The 23,527-nt window shown below is 73.7% G+C and carries 19 protein-coding genes; 11 read left to right on the top strand and 8 right to left on the bottom strand.

Going from position 1 to position 23,527, the window contains the following annotated elements; translation table 11 throughout:
- Nucleotides 1-93 precede the first annotated feature (93 nt).
- Both ASD48_RS27875 and ASD48_RS27870 read left to right on the top strand, forming a co-directional pair.
- Entirely contained in the window at nt 94-1,572 is a 1,479-nt protein-coding gene (locus tag ASD48_RS27875; RefSeq protein WP_057604492.1) for a glutamate-cysteine ligase family protein, read from the top strand.
- A gap of 95 nt (nt 1,573-1,667) precedes the next feature.
- Complete coding sequence (locus tag ASD48_RS27870; RefSeq protein WP_057604491.1) at nt 1,668-2,165, top strand: peptidylprolyl isomerase; 498 nt, start codon at nt 1,668-1,670, stop codon at nt 2,163-2,165.
- 168 nt (nt 2,166-2,333) lie between these two features.
- Here the strand turns inward: ASD48_RS27870 and ASD48_RS27865 are convergent, their stop codons facing one another.
- Complete coding sequence (locus ASD48_RS27865) at nt 2,334-3,065, bottom strand: flavodoxin family protein (RefSeq protein ID WP_057604490.1); 732 nt, start codon at nt 3,063-3,065, stop codon at nt 2,334-2,336.
- Between the two features lie 145 nt (nt 3,066-3,210).
- On the opposite strand from ASD48_RS27865, the gene ASD48_RS27860 reads away from it, so the two are divergent.
- Nucleotides 3,211-4,212 carry an NAD-dependent epimerase/dehydratase family protein gene (locus tag ASD48_RS27860; protein WP_057604489.1) on the top strand — a complete coding sequence of 334 codons (1,002 nt, stop codon included), beginning with the start codon at nt 3,211-3,213 and terminating at the stop codon, nt 4,210-4,212.
- A gap of 100 nt (nt 4,213-4,312) precedes the next feature.
- Here ASD48_RS27860 and ASD48_RS27855 read toward each other — a convergent pair whose 3' ends face one another.
- Nucleotides 4,313-5,422, bottom strand: coding sequence for a HAMP domain-containing sensor histidine kinase (locus tag ASD48_RS27855; protein ID WP_057605015.1), 1,110 nt, complete (start codon nt 5,420-5,422; stop codon nt 4,313-4,315).
- A gap of 2 nt (nt 5,423-5,424) precedes the next feature.
- Nucleotides 5,425-6,159 (bottom strand): response regulator transcription factor, encoded by a 735-nt coding sequence (locus ASD48_RS27850; RefSeq protein ID WP_057604488.1) that lies wholly within the window; start codon nt 6,157-6,159, stop codon nt 5,425-5,427.
- 123 nt (nt 6,160-6,282) lie between these two features.
- Here ASD48_RS27850 and ASD48_RS27845 point away from each other — a divergent pair, with 123 nt between their 5' ends.
- The 3 genes from ASD48_RS27845 to ASD48_RS27835 are packed head-to-tail and all read left to right on the top strand — an operon-like array spanning nt 6,283 to nt 8,395.
- The gene (locus tag ASD48_RS27845; protein ID WP_057605014.1) at nt 6,283-6,972 is read left to right on the top strand and encodes a glycosyltransferase family 2 protein; all 690 of its coding nucleotides are present in this window, start codon (nt 6,283-6,285) and stop codon (nt 6,970-6,972) included.
- The gene (locus ASD48_RS27840) at nt 6,969-7,586 is read left to right on the top strand and encodes a DUF2064 domain-containing protein (protein ID WP_057604487.1); all 618 of its coding nucleotides are present in this window, start codon (nt 6,969-6,971) and stop codon (nt 7,584-7,586) included. The genes ASD48_RS27845 and ASD48_RS27840 overlap by 4 nt, the downstream gene beginning before the upstream one ends.
- Nucleotides 7,587-7,630: 44 nt before the next feature.
- Nucleotides 7,631-8,395, top strand: coding sequence for a methyltransferase domain-containing protein (locus ASD48_RS27835; RefSeq protein ID WP_057605013.1), 765 nt, complete (start codon nt 7,631-7,633; stop codon nt 8,393-8,395).
- Between the two features lie 319 nt (nt 8,396-8,714).
- Here the strand turns inward: ASD48_RS27835 and ASD48_RS27830 are convergent, their stop codons facing one another.
- Nucleotides 8,715-9,977 carry a molybdopterin-dependent oxidoreductase gene (locus ASD48_RS27830; protein WP_057604486.1) on the bottom strand — a complete coding sequence of 421 codons (1,263 nt, stop codon included), beginning with the start codon at nt 9,975-9,977 and terminating at the stop codon, nt 8,715-8,717.
- A gap of 164 nt (nt 9,978-10,141) precedes the next feature.
- On the opposite strand from ASD48_RS27830, the gene ASD48_RS27825 reads away from it, so the two are divergent.
- Entirely contained in the window at nt 10,142-11,500 is a 1,359-nt protein-coding gene (locus tag ASD48_RS27825) for a hypothetical protein (RefSeq protein ID WP_107104443.1), read from the top strand.
- An 18-nt stretch (nt 11,501-11,518) separates the two neighbouring features.
- Here the strand turns inward: ASD48_RS27825 and ASD48_RS27820 are convergent, their stop codons facing one another.
- Complete coding sequence (locus ASD48_RS27820) at nt 11,519-12,442, bottom strand: TIGR03564 family F420-dependent LLM class oxidoreductase (RefSeq protein ID WP_057605012.1); 924 nt, start codon at nt 12,440-12,442, stop codon at nt 11,519-11,521.
- Nucleotides 12,443-12,694: 252 nt separating this feature from the next.
- Here ASD48_RS27820 and ASD48_RS27815 point away from each other — a divergent pair, with 252 nt between their 5' ends.
- The 3 genes from ASD48_RS27815 to ASD48_RS27805 all read left to right on the top strand — a co-directional run bounded on the left by ASD48_RS27815 (nt 12,695) and on the right by ASD48_RS27805 (nt 16,338).
- Nucleotides 12,695-13,273 (top strand): hypothetical protein, encoded by a 579-nt coding sequence (locus ASD48_RS27815; protein WP_057604484.1) that lies wholly within the window; start codon nt 12,695-12,697, stop codon nt 13,271-13,273.
- Nucleotides 13,274-13,447: 174 nt separating this feature from the next.
- The gene (locus ASD48_RS27810; RefSeq protein WP_057604483.1) at nt 13,448-15,370 is read left to right on the top strand and encodes a cellulase family glycosylhydrolase; all 1,923 of its coding nucleotides are present in this window, start codon (nt 13,448-13,450) and stop codon (nt 15,368-15,370) included.
- A 188-nt stretch (nt 15,371-15,558) separates the two neighbouring features.
- Nucleotides 15,559-16,338, top strand: a complete 780-nt coding sequence (locus ASD48_RS27805) for a polysaccharide deacetylase family protein (RefSeq protein ID WP_057604482.1) — start codon at nt 15,559-15,561, stop codon at nt 16,336-16,338.
- An 8-nt stretch (nt 16,339-16,346) separates the two neighbouring features.
- On the opposite strand, the gene ASD48_RS27800 is transcribed toward ASD48_RS27805, so the two are convergent.
- Complete coding sequence (locus ASD48_RS27800; RefSeq protein ID WP_057604481.1) at nt 16,347-17,387, bottom strand: YihY/virulence factor BrkB family protein; 1,041 nt, start codon at nt 17,385-17,387, stop codon at nt 16,347-16,349.
- A gap of 282 nt (nt 17,388-17,669) precedes the next feature.
- Between ASD48_RS27800 and ASD48_RS27795 the strand changes: the two genes are divergently transcribed.
- Nucleotides 17,670-18,782, top strand: a complete 1,113-nt coding sequence (locus ASD48_RS27795; RefSeq protein ID WP_057604480.1) for a tetratricopeptide repeat protein — start codon at nt 17,670-17,672, stop codon at nt 18,780-18,782.
- Between the two features lie 31 nt (nt 18,783-18,813).
- On the opposite strand, the gene ASD48_RS27790 is transcribed toward ASD48_RS27795, so the two are convergent.
- Complete coding sequence (locus ASD48_RS27790; RefSeq protein WP_057604479.1) at nt 18,814-22,500, bottom strand: CHAT domain-containing protein; 3,687 nt, start codon at nt 22,498-22,500, stop codon at nt 18,814-18,816.
- A gap of 74 nt (nt 22,501-22,574) precedes the next feature.
- The gene (locus ASD48_RS27785) at nt 22,575-23,522 is read right to left on the bottom strand and encodes a hypothetical protein (RefSeq protein WP_057604478.1); all 948 of its coding nucleotides are present in this window, start codon (nt 23,520-23,522) and stop codon (nt 22,575-22,577) included.
- Nucleotides 23,523-23,527 lie beyond the last annotated feature (5 nt).

Here is a 23,527-nt window from a genome sequence, read left to right as displayed (position 1 = left end):
CGCCGCGGGCCGCGCTTCCCGCCTGGTGAGGGGCGTCCGGTGGTGCGAGGCTGGAGGCAAGGGCGTGCGACACAGGGCAAGCCGGGAGGGCCGATGGGACGTGACGTCCCGGCGCTGGTCTTCACCCGCGAGGACCGCCGCCGGTACCGGATCAAGATGCAGGAGTGCCTCGATGTGTTCGCGCAGATGCTGCGCGAGTCGCGGTTCGAGTCCGAGCGGCCCCGGGTCGGTCTCGAGATCGAGCTGAACCTGGTCGACGACGAGGCCGAGCCGACGATGCGCAACAGCGACGTGCTCGACGCGATCGCGGATCCCGCCTGGTCCACCGAGCTCGGCCGCTTCAACCTCGAGATCAACGTGCCGCCGCGCCGCCTGACGCAGGGCGGTCCCGACGCCTGGGAGGCGGAGATCCGTGCCGCGCTCAACCACGCCGAGCAGCGTGCCCGGACGGTCGGCACGCACCTGATCATGATCGGTATCCTCCCGACGCTGCGGCAGGACGACGTCGGTGAGTCGGCGCTGTCGGAGAACGCCCGCTACCGGCTGCTCAACGACCAGGTGTTCGCCGCGCGCGGCGAGGATCTGCACATCGAGCTGGACGGTGTCGACCGGCTGCGCGCCTACGCGGACACGATCACCCCGGAGGCCGCGTGCACCAGTACGCAGTTCCATCTCCAGGTCTCCCCCGACGAGTTCGCCGCCTACTGGAACGCGGCGCAGGCGATCGCCGGAGTCCAGGTGGCGCTGGCGGCCAACTCACCGTTCCTGTTCGGGAAGGAGTTGTGGCACGAGACCCGTATCCCGCTGTTCGAGCAGGCCACCGACACCCGTCCGCAGGAGATCAAGGTGCAGGGCGTACGGCCCCGGGTGTGGTTCGGGGAACGGTGGATCACCAGCGTCTTCGACCTCTTCGAGGAGAACCTGCGCTACTTCCCCGCGCTGCTCCCCCTGTGCGACGAGCAGGATCCGCGCGAGACGCTGACCGGAGGGGACGTGCCGGAACTGGGCGAGCTGACCCTGCACAACGGCACCATCTACCGCTGGAACCGTCCGGTCTACGCCGTCGCCCACGACCAGCCGCACGTGCGGGTGGAGAACCGCTGTCTGCCGGCCGGTCCGACCGTAGCCGACACCCTCGCCAACGGCGCCTTCTACTACGGCCTCACCCGGGCCCTGGTGGAGGACGAGCGGCCGGTGTGGTCGCGGATGTCCTTCCGGGCCGCCGAGGACAATCTGCACACGGCGGCGCGGGACGGCATCGACGCCCGGCTGTACTGGCCCGGCATGGGTGAGGCCCCGGTGGCCGAGCTCGTCCTGCGGCGTCTGCTGCCGCTGGCACACCGGGGGCTGGAACTCTCGGGGATGGACGCGGCCTGGCGGGAGCCACTGCTCGGAATCATCGAACAGCGGTGCGTCACCGGCCGTAACGGCGCCGTCTGGCAGAAGGAGATGTTCCATCGGATCACCGCCTCCGCCCAGGCCGGCCGCCACGAGGCGCTGCGGCGGATGACACAGCTCTACATCGACTACATGCACCTCAACGCCCCTGCCCACACCTGGCCGGTCGACTGATCGGCGGCCCTCGCCGACCGCCCCGATCGGCGACTGTGAGGGCCGACACGACCCCTCGATTCGGCAGGGCCCGCTCGACCGTGCAGGATAGAACCATGACGTTCAAGATCTACTTCGACATCACCATCAACGACGAGCCCGCCGGGCGGATCAACTTCAACCTGTTCGAAGACGTCGTCCCCAAGACGGCCGAGAACTTCCGCGCGCTGGCCACCGGCGAGAAGGGCTTCGGTTTCGCCGGCTCTTCCTTCCACCGGGTCATCCCGGACTTCATGCTCCAGGGTGGCGACTTCACCCGCGGCAACGGCACGGGCGGCAAGAGCATCTACGGCGAGAAGTTCGCCGACGAGAACTTCACGCTGAAGCACGACCGGCCCGGCCTGCTCTCCATGGCCAACGCCGGCCCCAACAGCAACGGCTCGCAGTTCTTCATCACCACGATCGTCACCGACTGGCTCGACGGCAAGCACGTGGTGTTCGGCGAGGTCGCCGACGAGGCCAGCATGGCCCTCGTCAAGAAGATCGAGTCCTACGGCTCGCGCAGCGGTTCGACCTCCGCGAAGATCACCATCGCGGAGTCCGGCCAGCTCTGAGCGGGACATCGAGCGCGCGCCGGCCGGGGGTCCGCCCCCGGCCGGCGGCGCGAGCGCGGTCGTACCGGGCACGGATCCGCGGGCACGGACCCCCGGGCACGGATCCACGGGCGCGGATGCACGGGCGCGCTGGGCGTGGCCGGACCGGGGCCACCTCGGTGTCGGTCGTCAGCGGTAGTCGGGGTTGGGCGCGTCGAAGCGGCAGCCCGCGTCCCACTCCGAGCGCTGGTTGCCGTGTGCCGGGACGCCGCCGTTGCGCTTGAGCAGGGCCGCGAGGTGCATCAGGTTCCACGTCATGAAGGTCGTGTTGCGGTTGGTGAAGTCGTTCTCCGGACCGCCCGAGCCGGGATCCAGGTACGAGGGCCCGGGGCCCGCCGGACCGATCCAGCCGGCGTCCGCCTGCGGCGGGATCGTGTAGCCGAGGTGCTGGAGGCTGTAGAGCAGGTTCATCGCGCAGTGCTTCACGCCGTCCTCGTTGCCGGTGATCAGACAGCCCCCGACCCGGCCGTAGAAGGCGTACTGACCCTGCGGGTTGAGCAGGCCGGAGCAGCTGTAGAGGCGCTCGACGACCTTCTTCGTCACGGAGCTGTTGTCGCCGAGCCAGATCGGTCCGGCCAGCACCAGGATGTCGGCCGCCATCACCCGCTCGTACAGGTCCGGCCAGGCGTCGGTGGCGAAGCCGTGCGCGGTCATGTCGGGGTAGACGCCGGGGGCGATGTCGTGGTCGACGGCCCGGAACTCGTCGGTACTCACCCCGTGCGCGTCCATGACGGCCCGGCTCTTGTCGACCAGGCCCTGGGTGTGGCTGAGCTGCGGGGACGGTTTCAGGGTGCAGTTGACGAACAGGGCGCTGAGGTCGGCGAAGCGGTAGGTGTCGCCGGAGGGGGGCGAGGCTGCCATGAGGGTCTCCCTTGCTGAAGGCCTGGGAAGCGTCTCGCGAACGCTCCGTTCCGTCCCGGTCCGACGCGCGTGCTGCGTCTTACGGAGTGATGACGCGCCGGGCGGTTCACGGGGTCCGGACCGGCCGCGGCCCTAGCGTGGCGGTATGCGTGTACTGGTCACCGGCGGTGCCGGATTCATCGGGTCCCATGTCGTCGACGCCCTGCGTGCGCGCGGGCACGAGGCGCTCGTGTACGACGTCCGGCAGGACCCCGGCGCCGACGTGCGCGACCCGGTCGCCGTCGCCCGTGCCCTCGACGGCGTCGACGCCGTCTGTCACCAGGCCGCGATGGTCGGGCTCGGCGACGGGGTCGCCGACGCGGCGGAGTACGTCTCGCGCAACGACCTGGGGACGGCCGTCCTGCTCGCCGCCATGGCCGCGGCCGGTGTCGGGCGGCTCGTGCTCGCCGGGTCGATGGTCGTCTACGGGGAGGGGCGCTACGAGTGCCGGGAGCACGGGGTGGTGCGACCGCGGCCACGGGCCGTCGCCGATCTGGACGCGGGACGGTTCGAGCCGCCGTGCCCCGCGTGCGGCAGGGCCCTCGACCCCGGGCTCGTCGCCGAGGACGCCCCCGCCGACCCGCGCAACGTGTACGCCACGACCAAGCTCGCCCAGGAGCATCTGGCCGCCGCCTGGGCCAGGTCGACGGGCGGGACGGCGGTGGCGCTGCGCTACCACAACGTGTACGGGCCCCGGATGCCCCGGGACACCCCGTACGCCGGGGTCGCCTCCTTCTTCCGCTCCGCGCTGGCCCGGGGCGAGGCCCCGCGTGTCTTCGAGGACGGGCGGCAGCGGCGGGACTTCGTGCACGTACGGGACGTGGCCGCCGCCAACCTGGCCGCGCTGGACGCCGACACGCCGAAGGGCGCGCTGACGGCGTACAACGCCGGCAGCGGGGAGCCGCACACGGTGGGCGAGATGGCCCGGAGCCTGGCCGCCGCGTACGGCGGGCCCCAGCCGGTCGTCACCGGCGAATACCGGCTGGGCGACGTCCGCCACATCACGGCGGACTCCGCCCGGCTGCGGGCCGAGCTGGGCTGGAAGCCCCGGGTCGGGTTCCAGGAGGGAATGCGGGAGTTCGCACGAGCCGGACTGCGCGAGGCCTGAACCGACCGGGACGAACGCGGTGAGCGGGGTACGGGGAGCGCCGGCACGGGGAGGGCGGGCCGGGCCCGGGCAGGCGCAGCCGCACGGCCCGGGCGGGGGCTCAGGGGGCTGTCGGCAGGGTTACCTCGAAGCGGCAGCCGCCCGGGATGTTGCGTACCGTGGCCCGTCCCTGGTGGGCCTCCACGATCCCCCGCACGATGGCGAGGCCGAGCCCCGCGCCGGCCGGCGGGGTCCTGGCGTGGGTGCCGCGCCACCCGGTGTCGAAGACGCGCGGCAGGTCCTCCTCGGGAATGCCGCCGCAGCCGTCGGTGACGGAGACGACGACGCCTGCGGGCGAGCGTTCGGCGGCGACGGCGACCGTGCCGTCGGCGGGCGTGCGCCGGATGGCGTTGACGAGCAGGTTGCCCAGCACCCGGCTCATCTCCTTGCCGTCCACCTCGACCGGAAGAGGCTCGACCCGGCCGCCGACGAGCCGCACGCCGTGTTCGCGGGCCAGTGGGTCGGCACCGGCGAGGGCGTCGCCGACCAGGTCGTACACGGACATGCGGGAGGTGGACAGCGCGAGCGCGCCGGCGTGTATGCGGGAGAGCTCGAACAGGTCGCCCACCATGGCGTTGAGCCGCTCCACCTCGGTACGGATCTGGCGCAGATAGCGGTCGGGGTCGGCCGCGACACCGTCCTCCAGCGCCTCCGACATCGCCCGCAGTCCGGCCAGCGGAGTGCGCAGGTCGTGCGAGATCCAGGCGACGAGTTCGCGTCTGGACGCCTCCAGCGCTCGTTCGCGGTCCCGGGACTCGGCGAGCTTCCCGCTGGTCACCGCCAGCTCGCGGCTCAGCGCGTCCAGTTCGGCGGTGGCCGGCCCTGGGGGGGCGGTGAAGGCGCCGCCGTCGCCGAACGAACGGGCGGCGCGGGTGAGTTCACGGCTGCGGGCGACCACCCAGCGGCCGAGCAGCAGGGCGGTGGCCAGCGAGACCACCGCGGCCATGGCCACGACCGTCGTCACGACGCTCAGGTCGTGCCCGGACAGGAACATCGCCTGCGCCACGGCCAGCGTGCCCGCCAGCATCGCGGTCACGGCGACGGCGGCCACCACGGTGAGCGAGGCGGTGAGCGAACGGCGGCGCAGCAGCCACAGCGCCCCCGCGCCGAGCAGCCCGGCGAGCAGGGCGCCGAGAAAGGCGAACACGGCGATGAGCAGGGTGTCGCGCACGGTCACTCCCCCTCTCGGTCGGGTCCGGGTTCGAAGCGGTAGCCCACGCCCCACACCGTCCGGATCAGCCGCGGCCGCGCCGGGTCGTCCTCGACCTTGCCGCGCAGCCGGCGCACATGGACGGTCACGGTGGACAGGTCACCGAACTCCCAGCCCCACACCTCGTGCATCAGGTCCTCCCGGCCGAACGCCCGCCCGGGATGCCGCAGGAAGAACGCGAGCAGGTCGAACTCGCGCAGGGTGAGAGCGAGTTCGGTGCCGTCCTTGGTGGCGCGGCGGGCACCGGGATCGAGGGACAGGCCGGCCGCGCCCAGCACCCGGGTACCGGTGGCGGGCCGGCTGCGGCGCAGCACCGACTCCACCCGCAGTACGAGTTCGCGGGGACTGAAGGGCTTGGTGACGTAGTCGTCGGCGCCGACCTCCAGGCCCATGATGCGGTCGTCCTCGTCGCCGCGCGCGGTCAGCATGATGACCGGCACGGGCCCGTGCCCGCGCATCCGGCGGCACACCTCCAGACCGTCCATGCCGGGCAGCATCAGGTCCAGCACCACCAGGTCGGGCCAGTGCGCGGCGGCCCGGGTCAGCGCGGTCGGGCCGTCGTCGGCCCGGTCGACGACATAGCCGGCCCGGTCCAGGTATCCGGCGACGACCTCCGAGACCGTGGGGTCGTCGTCCACGACCAGGACCCGGGCCGGTGCCGGTGCCGGTGGAGGGGGCGGGGACTCGTACTGCTGCATGCGCCCAGCCTCGCACCGCGGCCCGGTGCGTGCCGCGTCTCGGGCGCCCCGGCGCCCGGACGTCCGCGTTTCGTAAGGAGCCGAAGCCCGGTTTGCCCTCTTTGCGTTCGTAGGGTGAGGACCGTGACCACGGACGTAGAAGTAGATGTCGTGCTCCCCTGTCTCAACGAGGCCGAGGCGCTCCCCTGGGTGCTCGCCCGCGTGCCGAGCGGCTGGCGGGCCCTCGTCGTCGACAACGGATCGACCGACGGCTCGCCGGAGATCGCCCGCGCGCTCGGCGCGAGAGTCGTCCACGAGCCCCGCCGGGGCTTCGGTGCCGCCTGCCATGCCGGACTGACCGCGGCCACCGCCGACGTCGTCTGCTTCTGCGACTGCGACGCCTCCCTGGACCCGGCTCTGCTCGCGCCGTTCGTCCACGAGGTCCGCGCCGGCACGGCCGATCTGGTGCTCGGCCGCCGACGACCGCTGGGCCGGGGGGCGTGGCCCGCGCACGCCCGGGCCGGGAACCTCGCGCTCGCCAGGCTGCTGCGCCGCCGTACCGGGCTGCGCCTGCACGACCTCGGCCCGCTGCGGGCCGCCCGCCGTGAGCCGCTGCTCGCCCTCGGGCTCACCGACCGGCGCAGCGGCTACCCGCTGGAGATGGTCGTGCGCGCGGCCGACGCGGGCTGGCGGATCACCGAGCACGACGTCCCCTACCTGCCCCGTACGGGCGCTTCGAAGGTGACGGGCACCTGGCGTGGCACCTGGCAGGCGGTCCGGGACATGAGCCGCGTCCTCAACGGCGTTCCGGCGCGCGAAGGAGTCGCCCGGTGACCACGCTGCTCGTCATCGCCAAGGAACCGCTGCCCGGCCGGGTGAAGACCCGGCTCACTCCCGCGTTCACGCCACGGGAGGCCGCCGCGCTGGCGGAGGCGGCGCTGTCCGACACCCTGCGGGTGGTGGCGGCCACGCCCGCCTCCCGCCGCGTCCTGGTGCTGGACGGCGCCCCCGGGCCCTGGCTGCCGTCCGGCTTCGACGTCGTACCGCAGTGCGCGGGCGGTCTCGACGAACGGCTCGCGAACGCCTTCGCCCGGTGCGACGGCCCGGCTCTTCTCATCGGGATGGACACTCCGCAGGTGACGCCGGAGCTGCTGACCGCCGACTTCGACGGCTGCGACGCGTACTTCGGGCCCGCGCGGGACGGCGGCTTCTGGGCGCTGGGGCTCGCCGAGCCCGATCCCGCTCTGCTGCGCGGCGTGCCCATGTCGACGCCTTCGACGGGGGCCGTGCAGCGGGCGCGGCTCGTCGGCGCGGGGCTGCGGGTGCGCGACCTGCCGTGTCTGCGGGACGTGGACACGGCCGCGGACGCGACGGCCGTCGCCGCGCTGGCCCCGCACAGCCGCTTCGCCGCCTGTCTCGCCGGGTGCACGGCGGTGGTGAGCCGGTGAGCACCGCGTACGACCTCACGGGGACCGGCCCCGCCGACGCCGGTGTGCCGGAGTCCGTCGCGGAGGTCGCCACCGACTGGGCCGCCGCCGATCCGTACAGCGCCGCCCTGCGCACCGGGCAGGGCCCGCTGTTCCTGCGCCGTGCCGACGGCTGGCTGCTGCCGCTGGAGGTGGAACGGTGGTGCGCCCGCGCCGACCCGGCCGATCTGGCGATCCTGGACCGGTGCGAGGGAGCCGTGCTGGACGTGGGCTGCGGGCCCGGCCGGCTGGTGGCCGAACTCGCCGCCCGGGGAAGGCCCGTGCTGGGCATCGACGTCAGCGAGGCCGCCGTGGCCCACACCCTTCGGCTGGGCGGCCAGGCGCTGCGGCGGTCGGTCTTCGACCCGCTGCCGGGCGAGGGGCGCTGGGCGACCGTGCTGCTCATCGACGGCAATGTCGGCATCGGCGGCGACCCGCTCGCGCTGCTGCGCCGGGCGGCCGCCCTGCTCGTCCCGGGTGGCCTGTTGATCGCCGAGACCGCGCCGGTGGACGTGGACGAGCGGGCGGAGGTCGAGGTCGTCGGCCTGCCCGAGGCGGGCGGCACCGGCCGGGCGTTCCCCTGGGCCCGGGTCGGCACGCCGGCCCTGCTGCGGTACGCGGACCGCGGGGGCTGGCGGACGGCCGGTCAGTGGACGGCCGGCGGCCGCTGCTTCCTCGCCCTGCGCAGCCGCAGCGCGAGGAGCAGCGCCGAACCGCCGAAGAGTGCCGCGGTGATCAGCAGCCAGTGGGCGAGGAACGCGTCCGCCGAGCGGCCGGTGGCCGACCGGTAGCGGGCTTCCACCCTCCCGCTGATCAGCGGGAACCACACGAGCAGCAGCAGCCCGCAGAGCGCGGCCGGTACCCGGACGTACATCGTCCGGTGCCACTGACCGGTCGCGCCGAGCCCGTGTGCGACAGCCCGGTCGGCCCCTGCGTACAGGGGCAGCAGCACGAGGTCGTGCAGCAGCGCCGCCCCCACCCACCACAGCGCCACGCCGAACCAGTCGTCGGCGAGGAGACGCACGCCCGCGTAGGCGGCGAGCGCGAACGAGCAGGCGAGCAGAAGGATCTGGAACGGGCTGCCGATCACCGGCCGTCGTCGCACGGGCGTCATCGCGTCTCTCCGAAGGTCATCCGGGCCACCCATTTGGTGTTGAGCACGCCGGGCGCGGCGGGCACGATGACGCGCGCCGGGTAGCCGTGGTCGGGGGTCAGGGACTCGCCGTTGACGTACAGGGCGAGCAGGGAGCGCGGGTCGGCGACCTGGTTGGCGCGCAGAGCGGCGTGGCGGAAGGCGCCGTGCCGCTGGAGGGACTCGACGAACACGTCCGGCGGGTCGTCGTAGCCGACGAGCGCGGCCAGGTCCCGTAGCCGTACGCCCCGCCACCACTGGTCCGAGGTCGACCAGCCCTCGACGCAGGCGATGGGCAACGCCGCACTGTACAGCGGGAGTTCACGGAGTTCGGCGCGGCTGAGGCGGAGGGTGCGGGTGCGCCCCGTGACGACGAGGCGCCAGGCGTCCTCGTCCGTCTCGGGCGCGGTGATCCCGGCGTACGCGGCCGTCTTGTTGATCTGGAAGCCGTTCGGGCCGCTCCCCGGGTCGGCTCCACCGTGCGGAGCGAGCAGGGCGGTGCGCCGCAGAGGTCCGTCGAAGCTCTGGCCCGCCGTCGTGGCGAACAGCAGCAGCGAGCCGCCTCCGACGAACCACAGCGCTCCGCGCCGGGAGACGGTCGCGGGGTCCGGGCGCGGGGAGACGAGCTCCTGCTCGGGCGCGGGCTCCCCCGGCGAGAGCGGCTCGTCCGCCCGCAGGCGGCGCAGATTGCGTACGGCCGCCGGGACCTTCAGCACGGCGTGGGCGACGAACGCGGCGAAGAAGACCCATGCGCCGTAGAAGTGCAGCGGGTAGAAGGAGCCGGGGAAGACGTAGTCGAGCTGGACGTTGAGCACGCCCGTCGTGAACTCGAACAGCGCTCCGCCGACCAGCAGCAGCAGGGAGATCCGTTCGAGCGCGTGGGCGAGCGAGCGGGCCGGCGGCAGGGTGAACAGCTTCGGCACGACCGACCACAGCTTGGCCAGCAGGACGGGGATCAGGGTGACGCCGAGCGTGACGTGGACGCCCTGGTCGACCCGGTACAGCCAGTGCGGGTCGGTCGGCCAGGAGAAGAGGTAGAAGCCGAGGATCCCCTTGTCCGGGGTCTTGTCGTTCACCGGGGAGAGGTCCGGGTTGTAGGCGGCGTACGAGACCAGGCCCGTCACGAACAGCACCGTGATGCCTACGAGCAGCACCAGGCCGAGCACCGAGGTGAACCAGGGGCCTCGCAGTGGGCTGCGCCAGAAGCCGGGGGAGGTGGGGAGCCGTGAGTCGTCTCGCATGATCCGACCGTAGGCCGCGGCACCCCCGGAAACGGGTGCGCGACCCATGACGAAACGCTGACGTCCGGCCCGGGCGGCGGCCCGCGGCCCGCCGCCCGGCCTAGCGTGCCGGTGTGAACAGCACTCTCCGCTCCGCCGAGCCGCGCGTCCGACGCTCCGGAGGCATCGCCCGCGACCTCCGCCGCGACCTGCACGCGGTGGGCGCCGCCGTCCTGCTCGTGACGGCGGCCGTGCTGATCGGCCACCACATCCAGCACACCCGTCACACCTTGCGCGTCGACTGGCCTCCCCTGCTGGGAAGTTGGGGCCCTCATGGGGGACCGGGCAGCCCGGTGGCCGTCGTGGTGGCGGTCGCGACCGTGGGGTACGGCCCCGCCCTGGCCGCCCGCCTGCCCTGGCGGGCCCTGCTCGTGACGGCCTGGGGCACGGCCACGGCCTGGATCCTTTCCCTCGCCCTGATCGACGGCTGGCAGCGGGGCGTCGCCGGGCGGCTCACCTCCCGCCACGAGTACCTCCAGGTCGTCGGCCGTTTCCACGACGTCCCGGCGGCACTGCGCGACTTCACCCACCACATCCTCCTGGAGTCCCCGGACAACTGGCCCGCACATGTGGCGGGTCATCCCCCGGCGGCCACGCTGACCTTCGTGCTGCTCGACCGGATCGGGCTGCGAGGCGGGGGCTGGGCCGGGCTCTGGTGCGTCGCCGTCGGCGCGACGGCCTGCGTGGCCGTCCTGGTGGCGGTGCGGGCGCTGGCCGACGAGGGGCTCGCGCGGCGGGCGGCGCCCTTCCTGGCGCTGGCTCCGGCCGCGGTGTGGATGGGGACGTCGGCGGACGCGTACTTCGCGGCGGTCGCGGCGTGGTCCGTGGCACTGCTGGCCCTGGCGGTCACGGGACGGCGGGTCAGGAGCGGGGCGCTGGGCTCAGGCCTGCTCCTCGGCCTGACCTGCTATCTCTCCTACGGCCTCACGCTCTTCGCGCTGATCGGCGCGGCGGTGCTGCTGCTCGGCCGGGGGCGCGTCCGGGAGCGTCCGGAACTGCTCGTCCTGGTGCTCGCCGGGGCGGCCGTCGTGCCGACGGCGTTCACCCTCGCCGGATTCGACTGGTGGGAGGCCTACCGGCTGCTGGTCACGCGCTACCGGCAGGGCGCGGGCGGGATCCGCCCCTACGGCTACTGGGTGTGGGCCAACCTCGCGTGCACGGTTCTGATCACGGGCCTGGCGACGGCGGCCGGCCTGCGGCGGACCGGCGCGACGCTCCGGCACCACCGCGGCCTCCCGCGCTGTGACGGCCCGCACCGCTCCGGCGCGGCCGGCCGCCTCGCCCTTCTCGTGGCCGCCGCCCTGCTCGCCCTGCTCGTCGCCGACCTGTCCGGCATGAGCAAGGCGGAGACGGAACGCATCTGGCTCCCCTTCGCCCTGTGGCTCCTCCCGTCCTGCGCGTTCCTCACCCACCCCCGTGCCTGGCTGGCCGCCCAGGCCGTCCTGGCCCTGCTGCTCAACCACCTGTTGCTGACCGGCTGGTGAGCGGGGGCGCGACGGCGCTCACCCGGCGAGTTCTCCGAGGAGTGCCCAGGTGCGGCGGCGTGCGGCGGCCCCGGCGATGCCCGTGCCCGAGAAGACCACCTCCGTCGCCCCGGCCTCGCGGTAGCGGCGCACCTCGGCGGCGACCGCCCGCTCGTCGCCGATCACCGCCACGTCGGCGGCCCGCCGGCCGCCGGAGAGTTCGACGACCCGCGCGTAGGACGGGAACTGTTCGTAGAACGCCAGCTGTTCGGCGGCCTTCTCCCGTACGGCGTCGGCGTCGTCGGTGACCACTCCGTACACCAGGGCGACGATCCGGGGCGCGGGGCGCCCCGCGGCCCGGGCCGCGGCGGTGACCGCCGGGACGATGTGCTCCTCCAGGGCGCGCGGTCCCGCCAGGTAGGGCAGGATCCCGTCCGCCAGCTCGCCGCTGGCCCGGAGCGCCTGGGGACCCATGGCGGCGACGAGCAGCGGCACGCCGGCCTCGGCGCCCGGCACCCGCGCCGGGAGCGGGGTGGTGGCGGTGAGCAGTTCTCCGTGGAAGTCGGCGGTGCCGGTCTCGGTCAACTGCCGCAGGGCGGTGAGGAATTCACGCAGGCGGGCGATGGGCCGTTCGAAGGGGATGCCGAAGCCCGTCTCGGTCAGGAGCCTGGTGCCGAGCGCCAGTCCGAGATGGTAGCGGCCGTGCGTGGCCGCCTGGGCGGTCTGGGCCTGGCTGGACACCAGCAGCGGGTGGCGGCCGAAGACGGGAATCGCGGACGTCCCCACGTGCAGGCCGGGCACCTCGCGCCCGACGATCGCCGCGAGCTGGGGCGAGTCCGCGCCGAAGGTCTGCCCGAACCAGGCCGACCGCAGCCCGGCGGCCCGGGCCTCCTGTGCGAGCCGCACGGTGGCGTCGATCTGGTTGTCGGCGTCGCTCGCGTCGAGTGCTACTCCCAAGGTCATGTCAGCGAGAACCAGGGGCGGCCGGCCGGGCATTCCGGTCCTGTGTGACGGCTCCTTGTCAGTCGTGTGAACGGGCCCCGGCGTGTGTCCCGCGTGCGGCCCGCCGGAGTCCGCGGGCCCGCTCGCGACCAGCCCGGGGCGGCCGGGCACACCGACGCCACATCGAGACGGAAAACAGTGCAACCTATGGGGCAATCAGGTTGTCTCTGTTTTTAACCGACACATCACCACACACGTCCCTAGGGGGAGATCATGGTGCGAAACAGAACACTCTGGGCCACCGCCGCTCTGCTGGCCGCCACCCTGGGTGTGGCGGCGGTCCCGGCCACCGCCGCCCCCGCCACGGCCACGGCCACCCGGGCCGCCACGGCCTGCCCCACCGGCTGGGGCAGCCTGGACAAGACGTACTCCGCCGGCACGGCGACACCGCTGACGAACGTCAGGACGGGCCGCCACGACTGTTACGACCGGTTCGTCGTCGACGTGCCGGGCGCGGGCGCCGCCGAACTCGGCTTCTCGGTCGCCTATGTCGACCGGCTCTACCAGGACGGCTCGGGCCGCCCCATCGCCGTCGGCGGCGGTGCCATCCTGGAGGTGCGGGTCAACGCGCCCTCCTACAACCCCGAGACCGGCACACCCACCTATCCGGGACGGGTGGCGCAGCCGCTGCCGGGCGTGAACCTCACGGGCTACAGCACCTTCCGGGACACCCGCTACGCCGGGAGCTTCGAAGGGGTGACGCAGTTCGGGCTCGGCGTACGTGCGCGCCTGCCGTTCCGGGTGCTGCGCCTCGCCGACCACCTCGTGGTGGATGTCGCGCACACCTGGTGACACCGGCCGTCCGGACGATCCCCGGCGCCCGCCTCCAGGGGCCGGCGCCGGGCGCGGCGCGGGGTACGCCCGTAGCGAGCGCGTGTTCCCGACAGCCCCCGGGACATCCCGGCCGGGATTTCGTAGGCTGTCGGTCGCCGTTCGCCACCCCCACCGCGCCCCGCAGAGGACCGGATGCAGACTCCCAGACTTGTCAAGTACCTGACATCAGCGGCCGTGGTTCTCACGCTGCTGGCCCCGGCACCGGCCGCGGCCGCCGCGACCCCGGCCGCCGCCCGCGACGCCACCGCGCCCGCCACCCAGGCCGCTCCCCCGGCGGAGGACTGGCAGCCACCCCTGTCCACCCGGGGCCGCTACATCGTCGACGCTCAAGGACGACGCTTCCGCCTGAAGTCCGCCAACTGGGACGGCGCCCAGGGCTCGTGGTCGGGAAGCGGCAGCGCCGCCGATCCCGCCGCCCACCACGCCGGCCAGAACTCCTCCGGCATACCCCTCGGCCTGGACCGCGCCCCGCTGTCCGAGCTGCTCGCCGACTTCCACCGGCTCGGCATCAACAGCATCCGGCTGCCCTTCTCCAACGAGATGATCCGCACGACGACCCCGGTGCCGGACACCGCGGTCACGGCCAACCCGCGGCTACGCGGCAGCACACCCCTGCAGATCTTCGACGCCGTCGTGGCCGCCCTGACCGGCGACGGGTTCGCTGTCATCCTCAACAACCACACCAACACCACCCGCTGGTGCTGCGGCGTGGACGGCAACGAACGCTGGAACAGCGCTCAGACCACCCGGCAGTGGACGGACGACTGGGTCTTCATGGCCCGCCGCTACTCCGCCGACTCCCGTGTCGTGGGCGCGGATCTCTACAACGAGGTGCGCCGTGACGTGCTGGACGACCCCAACTGGGGCCTGGGCGACGACCACGACTGGTACGCGGCGGCCCAGCTCGCCGCGGACCGCATCCTCACCGAGGCCGACCCCGACCTCCTCGTCGTCGTCGAAGGCATCAACTGGACCGGGCTGCCCGTGGACGGGCTGCCCCACGAGCGCCCCACCCTCGCGCCCGTCCGCACGCTCTCGCACACGCTCCTGGACGCGCACAAGCTGGTCTACTCCGCCCACTTCTACGGCTACACCGGTCCCCGGCACAGCGGTGCCACCGGGATCGGCGAGACCCACGACCCGCGCTACCAGGACCTGACCCGCGACCAGCTGTCCCAGGTCCTCACCGACCAGGCCTTCTTCGTCACCACGGCGGGACAGCACCACACCGCGCCCGTGTGGATCAGCGAGTTCGGCATCGGCGCCCAGGAGACCGGCGCCGCCGCCCGCACCTGGTTCGGCAACCTCACCGACTACTTCGCCGACCACGACGCCGACTTCGCCTACTGGCCCCTGGTCGGCTGGGAGGGCCACGACGACTGGGCGCTCCTGCGCTACGACACGGCCGGGCGACGGTACGGCATCCTCGACCAGGCCGACTGGCGCGGCGCGGCCTGGGACCACCTCATGACGTCCGCGACCCGCACCGGGACCGTCCCGCCGGTGCCGGTGCGGCGCATGCTCTCCACCGACCACGGCGACGCGGTGCGCTCCCTGCGGGTGCGGGCCGGCGGGGACTGGGACCCCGGGGCCTCCAAGGCCGCCTGCCCGGACGGTCTTCGGCTGATCGGCCTCAGCCACACCGGCGGCCGGGGTCTGTGCACCGACACCACCGGCGGCGACCTGCGGGCCCCGGGCGGCACGCAGACGGTCGTCACCGACGAACGCCACGTGCCCGCCGGCGGCGACTGGGCCGGCGGCTACACCAAACTCCAGTGCCCAGCCGGGCAGTTCCTCATCGGCTACAGCCGCCGGGGGGAACGCGTGTCGGCCGCCCTGTGCGTGTCCACCCGCACCGCGCTGGGCCGGTCCGGACGGACCGTCTGGTTCGACCGGTCCGACAACCGCCCCGCCGACACCGGCGGCGACTTCGCCCAAGGCCGCTACAAGGGCCAGTGCGCCGCCGACGAGTACGCCGCGGGCATCGCCTTCACCACCCGGTTCGGCAGCACACCGGGCCCCGCCGCCCTGCTGTGCGTCCCGCTGGGCCCGTGAACAGCGTGCCCCCAACGGGCTTCACACAGCCGCCCGTTGGGGGCACGGGCGTCCTTGCGTCCCGGAACCCCTGCGAAATTGTCCGTGATCGGTAACAGGCGGATCCCGCCGGGCCCTTTCGCCGTCCTGACAGCTGCACGGGATCACCGGGGCACGGGGTCCACCGACACGACACGAACAGGGCAGACATGGCGCGGCATGGCGGGCGGGGATGGTACGGCCGGGTTATCGCGGCGGCGGTCGGTGTGACGGCGATGGCCGCCGTCACCTCGGTGTGGACCGCGCAGGCCGGACCGGTCAGCGGAGGACAGGCGGGAGCGGGCGCCTCGGCGAGCCCCTCCGCCGCGGGTTCCGTGCCCGCCCGGGTGTCGGTGGACATCGCCCATGCCTCGGACCACGGTGCCCGCGGCGTCAACATCACGATCGACGACGGTCCCGACCCCGACTGGACGCCGCAGGTCCTCCAGGTGCTGCGGGACAACGATGTGAAGGCGACCTTCTGCATGGTGGGCACGCAGGCCCAGGCCCACCCGGACCTGGTCAAGGCCGTGGTGGCGGACGGCCACCGGCTGTGCAACCACACGGTCTCGCACGACACCACCATGGACACCAAGCCCGACTCCTACCAGTCGCAGCAGATCCTGGACGCCGAGCGGATGATCACCGAGGCCTCCGGGGGCGTCCGCCCGGTGTACTACCGGGCGCCGGGCGGTGCCTTCACCCCCTACAGCCGTGATCTCGCCGCCTCGCGCGGGATGCGACCGCTGGGCTGGAACGTCGACACCAAGGACTTCGAACGGCCGGGCCCCGCCGCCATCGTCGCCACCGTCAAGAACGAGGTGTCCAACGGCCCGACGATCCTCTTCCACGACGCGGGCGGGGACCGCTCACAGACCGTGGCGGCCCTGCGCGAGATCCTGCCGTGGCTGAAGCAGCAGGGGTACTCCTTCGGCTTCCCGGTGCGCTGAACGCGCGGTCACTGCGCACCGTGCCTGTCGTCCTCGCTCCAGGCACGGGTGTCCCGGGGCCGGACGTACGGTTCCTCACCCTCGGGCAACCCGCCGGCCACGGCCCGCTGCCGGGCCAGCTCGGCGTCGAACTCCAGGCCGAGCAGGATCGCGATGTTGCTGATCCACAGCCACACCAGGAAGACGATCACGCCGGCAAGCGTGCCGTACGTCTTGTTGTACGAGCCGAAATTGGCCACGTAGAAGGCGAAGCCGGCGGAGGCGATCAGCCAGATCACGAGCGCCAGCACGCTCCCGGGCGTGATCCACCGCAATCCGCGCCCCCGGACGTTCGGCGTCGCCCAGTACAGCAGGGCGATCATGATCGTCACCAGGAGTACCAGCACCGGCCACTTCGCGATGGACCACGCGGTCAGCGCCGTGTCCCCGATGCCCAGCGCGGCACCGGCCTGCCGGGCCAGACCGCCGGTGAACACCACGATCAGCGCGCTGGCGACGGCGAGCACCAGAAGCACCACCGTCACCCCCACGCGCAGCGGCAGCACCTTCCACACCGGCCGCCCCTCGGGCATGTCGTAGACCGCGTTGGCGCTGCGGATGAAGGCCGCCGTGTAGCCGGACGCCGACCACACCGCCAGCACCAGACCGACGATCGCCATGACCGAGCCGACGCCGCCCCGCCCCTGCAACTGCTGCACCGCGTCGCTGATGATGTCGCGGGCCGAACCGGGCGCCACCTTGCGGAGGTTGTCCAGGACCTCGTCGGTCGCCGACTTCCCCGCCAGCCCCAGGAGCGACACCAGCACCAGCAGGGCCGGGAACATCGACAGCACCCCGTAGTACGTCAGTGCCGCGGCCCGGTCCGTGAGTTCGTCGTCCTTGAACTCCCGCAGGGTGCCCTTGAACACGGCCGGCCAGGAGCGCTTCGGCAACTGTCCCGGCCCGTCCGGCGTCCGCCGTTCCACCTGCTCGTCCGGCCCCGGCGTGCCCGCCCGACCGGTCGCCGACGGCGTGGTGTCGTCGTGGTCGGATTTCGATGTGCGTGCCATGACAACGGAGTAACCGCGACCGGCCGTTCCATGCGTCGACCAGGACAGCGGCCGGAACCCGGCACGAATCCGGTCATGGCCCGGCAGGAATCCGGTCGGCGGCGCGAATCCGGTCGGGGCCGGCGGAGCTCCCTTCCTGGCGCGGACTCGCCCTAGGTTCGCGCGGGCCCTTGCGCGACCATGGGGACGGATCAGAAATCGCGCCAGGGGGAGGGGCGGTCGATGAGTGGTGGATGGCGAGGGCCGGGGCGGCGGCGGAAGGCGAGCCCGCAACCCGGGCCGGTGGAGCCGGAGAACGTCGGGAGCGGCGAGCTGGCCGAGGGCATCTCCTACAGCGTCACCCGACGGGACGGGGCCGACGGGATCCCGGAAGTGAACATCACCTACACGATGACGCCGGAGGCCAAGGCACGCTTGACCCTGAGCGCCGCCTACGAGAACAGGGGCGCGACGCATCCCGACACGCTCACGGCGGCGTTCGAGCTGGCCGAGGTGCTGAGGGGGCAGGGCTCCGCGAGCGACGCGGTCGAGCTGTACCGCCATGCGGTGACCGGGCGCCGGACCGTGCTCGGCCACGGCCACCCCGACACCCTGGAAGCCACGTCCTCCCTGGCGCGTGCGCTGGAGGAGCTGGGCGAGCTGACGGAGGCGGAGCAGCTGACCCGGGCGGTGTGGGCCGAACAGGTCCGCGCGTCCGGGGCCGCCGACCCCGAAGCCCTGACCAGCCTGGCCCGGGTCGCTCGCCTCACCCTGCGGATGAGGCGGCCGGCCGAGGCGGAGCGGCTGGTCCGCGAGGTGCTGGCGGTCCGCGAGCGGGTCCTGGGCCAGGAGCACCGGTCCACTCTGGGCAGTCGCAACGACCTGGCCGGCGCCCTGCGTGCGCAGGGGCGGGTCGAGGAGGCCGAGCGGCTGTACGGACAGGTGGCGCGGGACGCCGGACGGCTGTTCGGCGCCGACGACGAGCTGAGTATGAACGCACGGGCCAACCAGGCCGCCGTCCTCTCCGACCAGGGCCGGTGGGCCGAGGCGGAGCGGCAGTACCGGGTGGTGGTCGACTTCCGGGCGCGGAGCCGGGGCGCGGGCCACGTGGACACGCTGTCGGCCCGGCAGAACCTGGCCTCGGTGCTGCACGGAGCGGGCCGGGCGGGTGAGGCCGAGGCGCTGATGCGCACGGTCGTGGACGGCTACTCCGCGATCTACGGCACGGATCACCCCCGCACGGTCGGCGGAATGCGCAACCTGGCCGCGATGGTGCACCGCCGGGGTGGCCGCGCCGAGGCGGAGGCCCTGTGCCGCAAGGTGGTCGCCGTCTACGAGCGCCGGTTCGGTCCCGGCGACCCGCGCACCGCAGAGGCGCGGGCGAACCTGCGCCTAGTCATGGGGGCCGACGGCTGAGCGTCGCCGCCCTCGGCGGCCGCGGCGCCGCTCAGACGCCCACGTGGATGTGCGAGGCCCACAGCGAAGGGAACCATGCGTACCGGGTGTGCAGGTCGGTCACCGTGGCATGCAGGGCGAGGGCCACACGGTCGTCCTCCGCCCGGGGATCCGCCCCGGCCGGCCCTGCCGCCGCTGCCGCCCGCACCGCCCCTGCCGCCCCGGTGTCCGCCGGGGCCTCTCCGGCGAGTGCCGCGTAGAAGGCGGTGGCCATCTCCGGCGCCAGCTCGTCCCCGACCGGCCACAGGGTGCCCACCACGTGCCGGAATCCCGCCAGTTGGAAGGCGCCGGTGATGTGGACGGCCTCGTCCACCAGATCCTGCCGGGTGGCCGACGTGGCGCACGCGGACAGATAGGCCAGGTGCGCGCCGTCGAGGCGCAGCCCGGCGACGTCGGTGACGGTGAGCGGACGGGTCGCGTGGTCATGGGTCAGGATGCGGCACGCCGAGGGGTCCTGTGTGTCGGCCACGGCATGGCAGGCGAAATGCACGGACCGCGCGTGCCGCAACGCCTCCAGCACGCCGTCCCGGGTCGCCCTCTCGTTGACGAGCGAGACGGGTGCTCGTCCGTTCGTCAGGTGCCGGCCCACGGCGCGCGCCTCCGCGTCCGCGTTCGGCAGGTCCCCCGCCCCCGGGGTCCGCGACATGCTGACGATCAGCTGCTCCGAGCCGCCGCCGGCGCTTCCCTCTCGCCGGGTGCGCGCGTGGTGGAGCGCGGCCACGGTGGACGTGTACGAGGAGGCCACCCGCGCCAGCGCACACCGCTCACCGTCGGTGCCGGCCCGGGGGCCGTGGTAGCCGGCCGCGTGCAGGGGCAGGAAGGCCAGCGGTCCCTGGGGGCACCACCACACGCGCGCGGGAGCGCCGCCGGGACCGGACGGCAGGACGGCGGTGAGCCGTTCCAGGACCGGTCCGGTGATCGTGTCCCACAGCCACTCCAGTGTCTCCGCGACGGTCTCCTGCCGGGCCAGCCGCCCGGCGAGGCCGTCGGGGCGGGCGGGACGGGCGGGCCCGTCGGAGCTGTCTGAGCCCTCGGAACCGTCGGCCGAAGCGTCGACCGCGGCGAGGAATCCGGCCACTCTGTCCTGGACCTCCTCGGCGGTGATCCCCAGGGGAACCACGTCGAGCACCCCGTCGGCCACGATCAGGGCGTCGCAGCGGATACTGATGTTGATCACCACGACCGGCCCCGCACCGGCCCGCCGGACGATCTCCTCCGCGGGCGGCGGCCGCAGGAAGTCCGCCATCCCGGGCAGGGACCGTATCTCGTCCACCAGTTCGTCCCACTCCGCCTCGTGGGTCCGCATCCGTTCGGCGGCCGCCCGCTCCCCCGCCGCGGAGGACGCGTCCGTGCCGGGCGGCACCGGATCCTCGGCGTCGCGCAGCCGCACGAAACGTTCGGCGAGCGCCGGTGCGTGCTCGCGCAGCCGCGCCACATCGGTCTCCCGGGACTCCAGGAGACGGCCGAGCAGCACGCCGCGCCCGTGTTCCAGGACCTCCAGGGCCTGTTCGGGCCGGCCGGCCTCCAGGGCGTACGCGGCCGCCTCGGCCGCCAGACCGTGCTCACGGGCCAGCAGGTACTGCTGGTCCGTGCGGTTCAGATCGCGGGCGGCCAGCCGCGGCAGGAGCCGTACCGCCTCCGTCAGCCAGTGACGGGCCGCCTCCCAGTCGTGCCGGGTGCCGCACACCTGCCCGAGCGTGGCGCGGGCGCGCAGCCGGTCGTGGACGGGCGCGGTCCACACCTCGACCGAGCCCCGCGCCACCTCGACGGCCTCCGCCAGGAGCCGTTCGTCGCCCGTCGCCAGGGACAGTTTGTGCAGCGCCTCGGCCAGCGCGGTGCGCGCGGAGATCTGTGCGGGGTGCTCGGCCGGGTAACCGCCGACGAGGGTGCGCAGCAAGTCGACGGATTCCGTGAGGTCGGCCTCGCTCCCCCGGGCCTCGGCGCGCGACCGCAGCGTCTCGGCCAGCTGCAGGAGGGTGATCCGGCCCGCCCCGGAGTGGGCCGGCCGCAGGGCCAGTACCTGGCGGAACAGGCCCACCGCCTCGTCGAGGTCGGCGGCGCCGACCTGGACGGCGTCGTGGCGCAGCCGCAGCAGCAGAGCGAGGTTGCCCAGCAGGAGCGGCCGTTGGACGTCTCCGGCCGGGCAGGCGGCGAGGGCCTCGCGCTGGATGTCGACGGCCTCGTGCAGATGCGGCGGGTGACCGGTGTGCTCGTAGCGGGCGAGATGAGCGCTGCCGAGGGTGGACAGCACGGCGGAGCGGTCCGGCGCGTGCGGTGGCAGGGCGGCCAGGGCCCGGTGCAGATGGTCGGCGCACCGGTCGAGGTCGCCGAGGTCGTTGCGGGTCTGGAAACGCTGGAGCAGGGTCTGGCCGAGGGCCACGTGCAGCGTCGCGTAGTTGGGGCTGTCCCGGGGGACGTGCCGGACCGCGTCCCGCTGGAGGTCGATGGCCCGGTCCAGATCGGCGGAATCGCCGGTGCGGCGGTGGCGGCGGGCGAGTTGGGCGGCGAGATCCGCGGCGGCGGCCCTGGCGTTCTCGGCGGAGCCCTCGTCCGAGCCCAGCAGGTCGAGGGCGGTGCCGAGCGTGCCGATGGCCGCCTCGAGGTCGGCCGGATCGTCCGTGAGGCCGTACCGCCCCGCGTAGGCCTTGCCCAGCTCGGACAGCACCACGCCGTGGTGGGGATCCTCGTGGGGATCCTTGTGGGAAAACGTCCGGGCGGTCTCCCTCAGGGTGCGCACGGCCCAGTCCGCCCACTCCACCGCGCCGGAGTGCTCCGCCCGCCGCAACGCGAGTGCGGCTGCCCGCAGGGTCATCACGAGGCGGTCGAAGTCGTCGAGCGCCAGGTCCGCCTCGATGACGTGCCGCAGGAGGGCGACGGCCTCGTCCAGTTCGTCCAGTCGGCCGTCGAGCCGGAACCGCTCCGTCAGGACCCCGGCGAGATTGGCGGCCAGCTGCCACGGCTCCCCGCCGCCGTTCCCGAGCATCTCGTCTCGGGCCCTGCGCAGGCCGTCCACCGCCTCGTCCAGAGCGGCCCGCTCCCGGGTCAGCTGGTACCAACTGCTGAGGAACGAGGCGAGATTGATCTGCCTGGGCAGGTGTGCCGGACTGTCCGGCGGGGTGTGGGCCAGTGCCCGCCGTTGTACCGCCACGGCCTCCCGCAGCCGCTCGCGGTCGCCGTCGAGGTCGTACAGCTCCCCCAGCGTCTCCGCGAGACCGCCGAGTTGGGCGGCCCGCTCGCCGGGCATCGCGGGCGGCAACGCCACGCAACGGCGCAGCAGTTCGGCCGCCTCCTCCAACGCGGGGAGTTCGCCGGTGTGGTGGTGCAGCAGGCGCAGGGCGCGGCCCAGACCGTACAGATGGATCTCGCGGTACGGGTGCCCGTCGGGGGCCACGTCGACGGCGCGCCGGTAGCAGTGGATCGCGCGCCGCAGGGTCGGCAGATCCCGGGTGTGCTCGTAGAGTTCCGCCTCCGCGTGGGCGAGGTTCCTCAGATGCACATCCCGGCCGGGAGTGGCGTCGGAGGTGGCGTCGACGACCCGCCGGTCGAGATCGCGCGCCCGCAGCAGCGCGCCGACGTCCCCCGTGCGGTGGTAGAGCTCCAACTCCCGTAAGCCCTGGCGGTGCAGCTCGTCGATGGACGGCCCTGCCGGCCGCCCGAAGCGGGGAACATCGTTGCCCATACCCCCACCATAGGGTCGGGGGGGGCGGCGCGGGGCAGGGCGCCGCGGGCGGCTCCTCCGCCGGGTCCGGTCCCTCAAGTCGCGGGCGGGGGCGGTGAGTCGACGGGGTGCAGGTACCGGGAGGGCGGCGGCAGGCCCTGCCGCCAGTGCAGGCACAGCGCCTCCGCCAGGGTCCGCTCCTCCCGGAGGCTGTCGGGCAGCGGCAGGTGCAGGGCCCGGAGCAGGTCGAAGCGGTGCAGTTCGAACGCGGCGAGCACGGCGTCGCCGTAGGTCAGTGCCGCCTGGACGGCCCCGTGATAGGCGAGCAGGGCGACGGCGGCCGGCGCCAGGGCGAGCAGCATCCACCAGCCCGAACGGAACAGCAGCCCGGCGCTGAGGAGGGCGGTCACCGCGGTGGTGACGCACAGCCGTGCCGCCGCGTCGAGGGAGTCGCGGCCGTCGTCGACGACGGCACGCGCACGGTCACCGAGCACCGGGTACAGCCGCGGCCAGGCGACCGTGGCGTCCCAGCCGTGGTCCCGTCCGGCCGTGTCGCGCAGCGCCGCCAGCACGTTGCCCAGGGCCGTCGGCCGCACGAGGTGGTCCGGGAGCGGATACCGGCGTCGCAGCGCGGCCGCGGCGGCGCCCGCCCGCTGCACCTGTGCGGGCGACGACTCCCCGGCCGGCCCGGCGAGTTCGGCCCGGCCCGCGAGCCGGGCTCTGCGCCGGCGCTGGAGCGCGCGGAGCGGACCGGCACCGAGCGCCTCGGGCCAACCGCCCTCCAGCAGGCGCACCACGGCCAGTTGGAAGGGCTGGAACAGCACGGCGACCACGGTCGTCCCGACCACGATCCACACCGCCTGCCCGGCGCCGACCTCGGTGGCGGTGCGCCAGGCCCGTCGCAGGGAGACATCGGCTCCGGGCGCCCCGGCCCAGACCAGGAGCAGGACGAACACCGTCGCCGCGTAGGTCGGCAGATAGGCCACCGAGAAGAACCTGACCGAGCCGTCGAGCGGCTTGGGAACGACGGGCCCGAGGCTCACGCCGG

Origin of the sequence: Streptomyces sp. Root1310, from assembly GCF_001426425.1 — a bacterium.
Classification (GTDB): Bacteria; Actinomycetota; Actinomycetes; order Streptomycetales; family Streptomycetaceae; genus Streptomyces.
The sequence above is the reverse complement of the archived record's forward strand: the minus strand, read 5'-3'. Positions and strand labels throughout refer to the sequence as shown.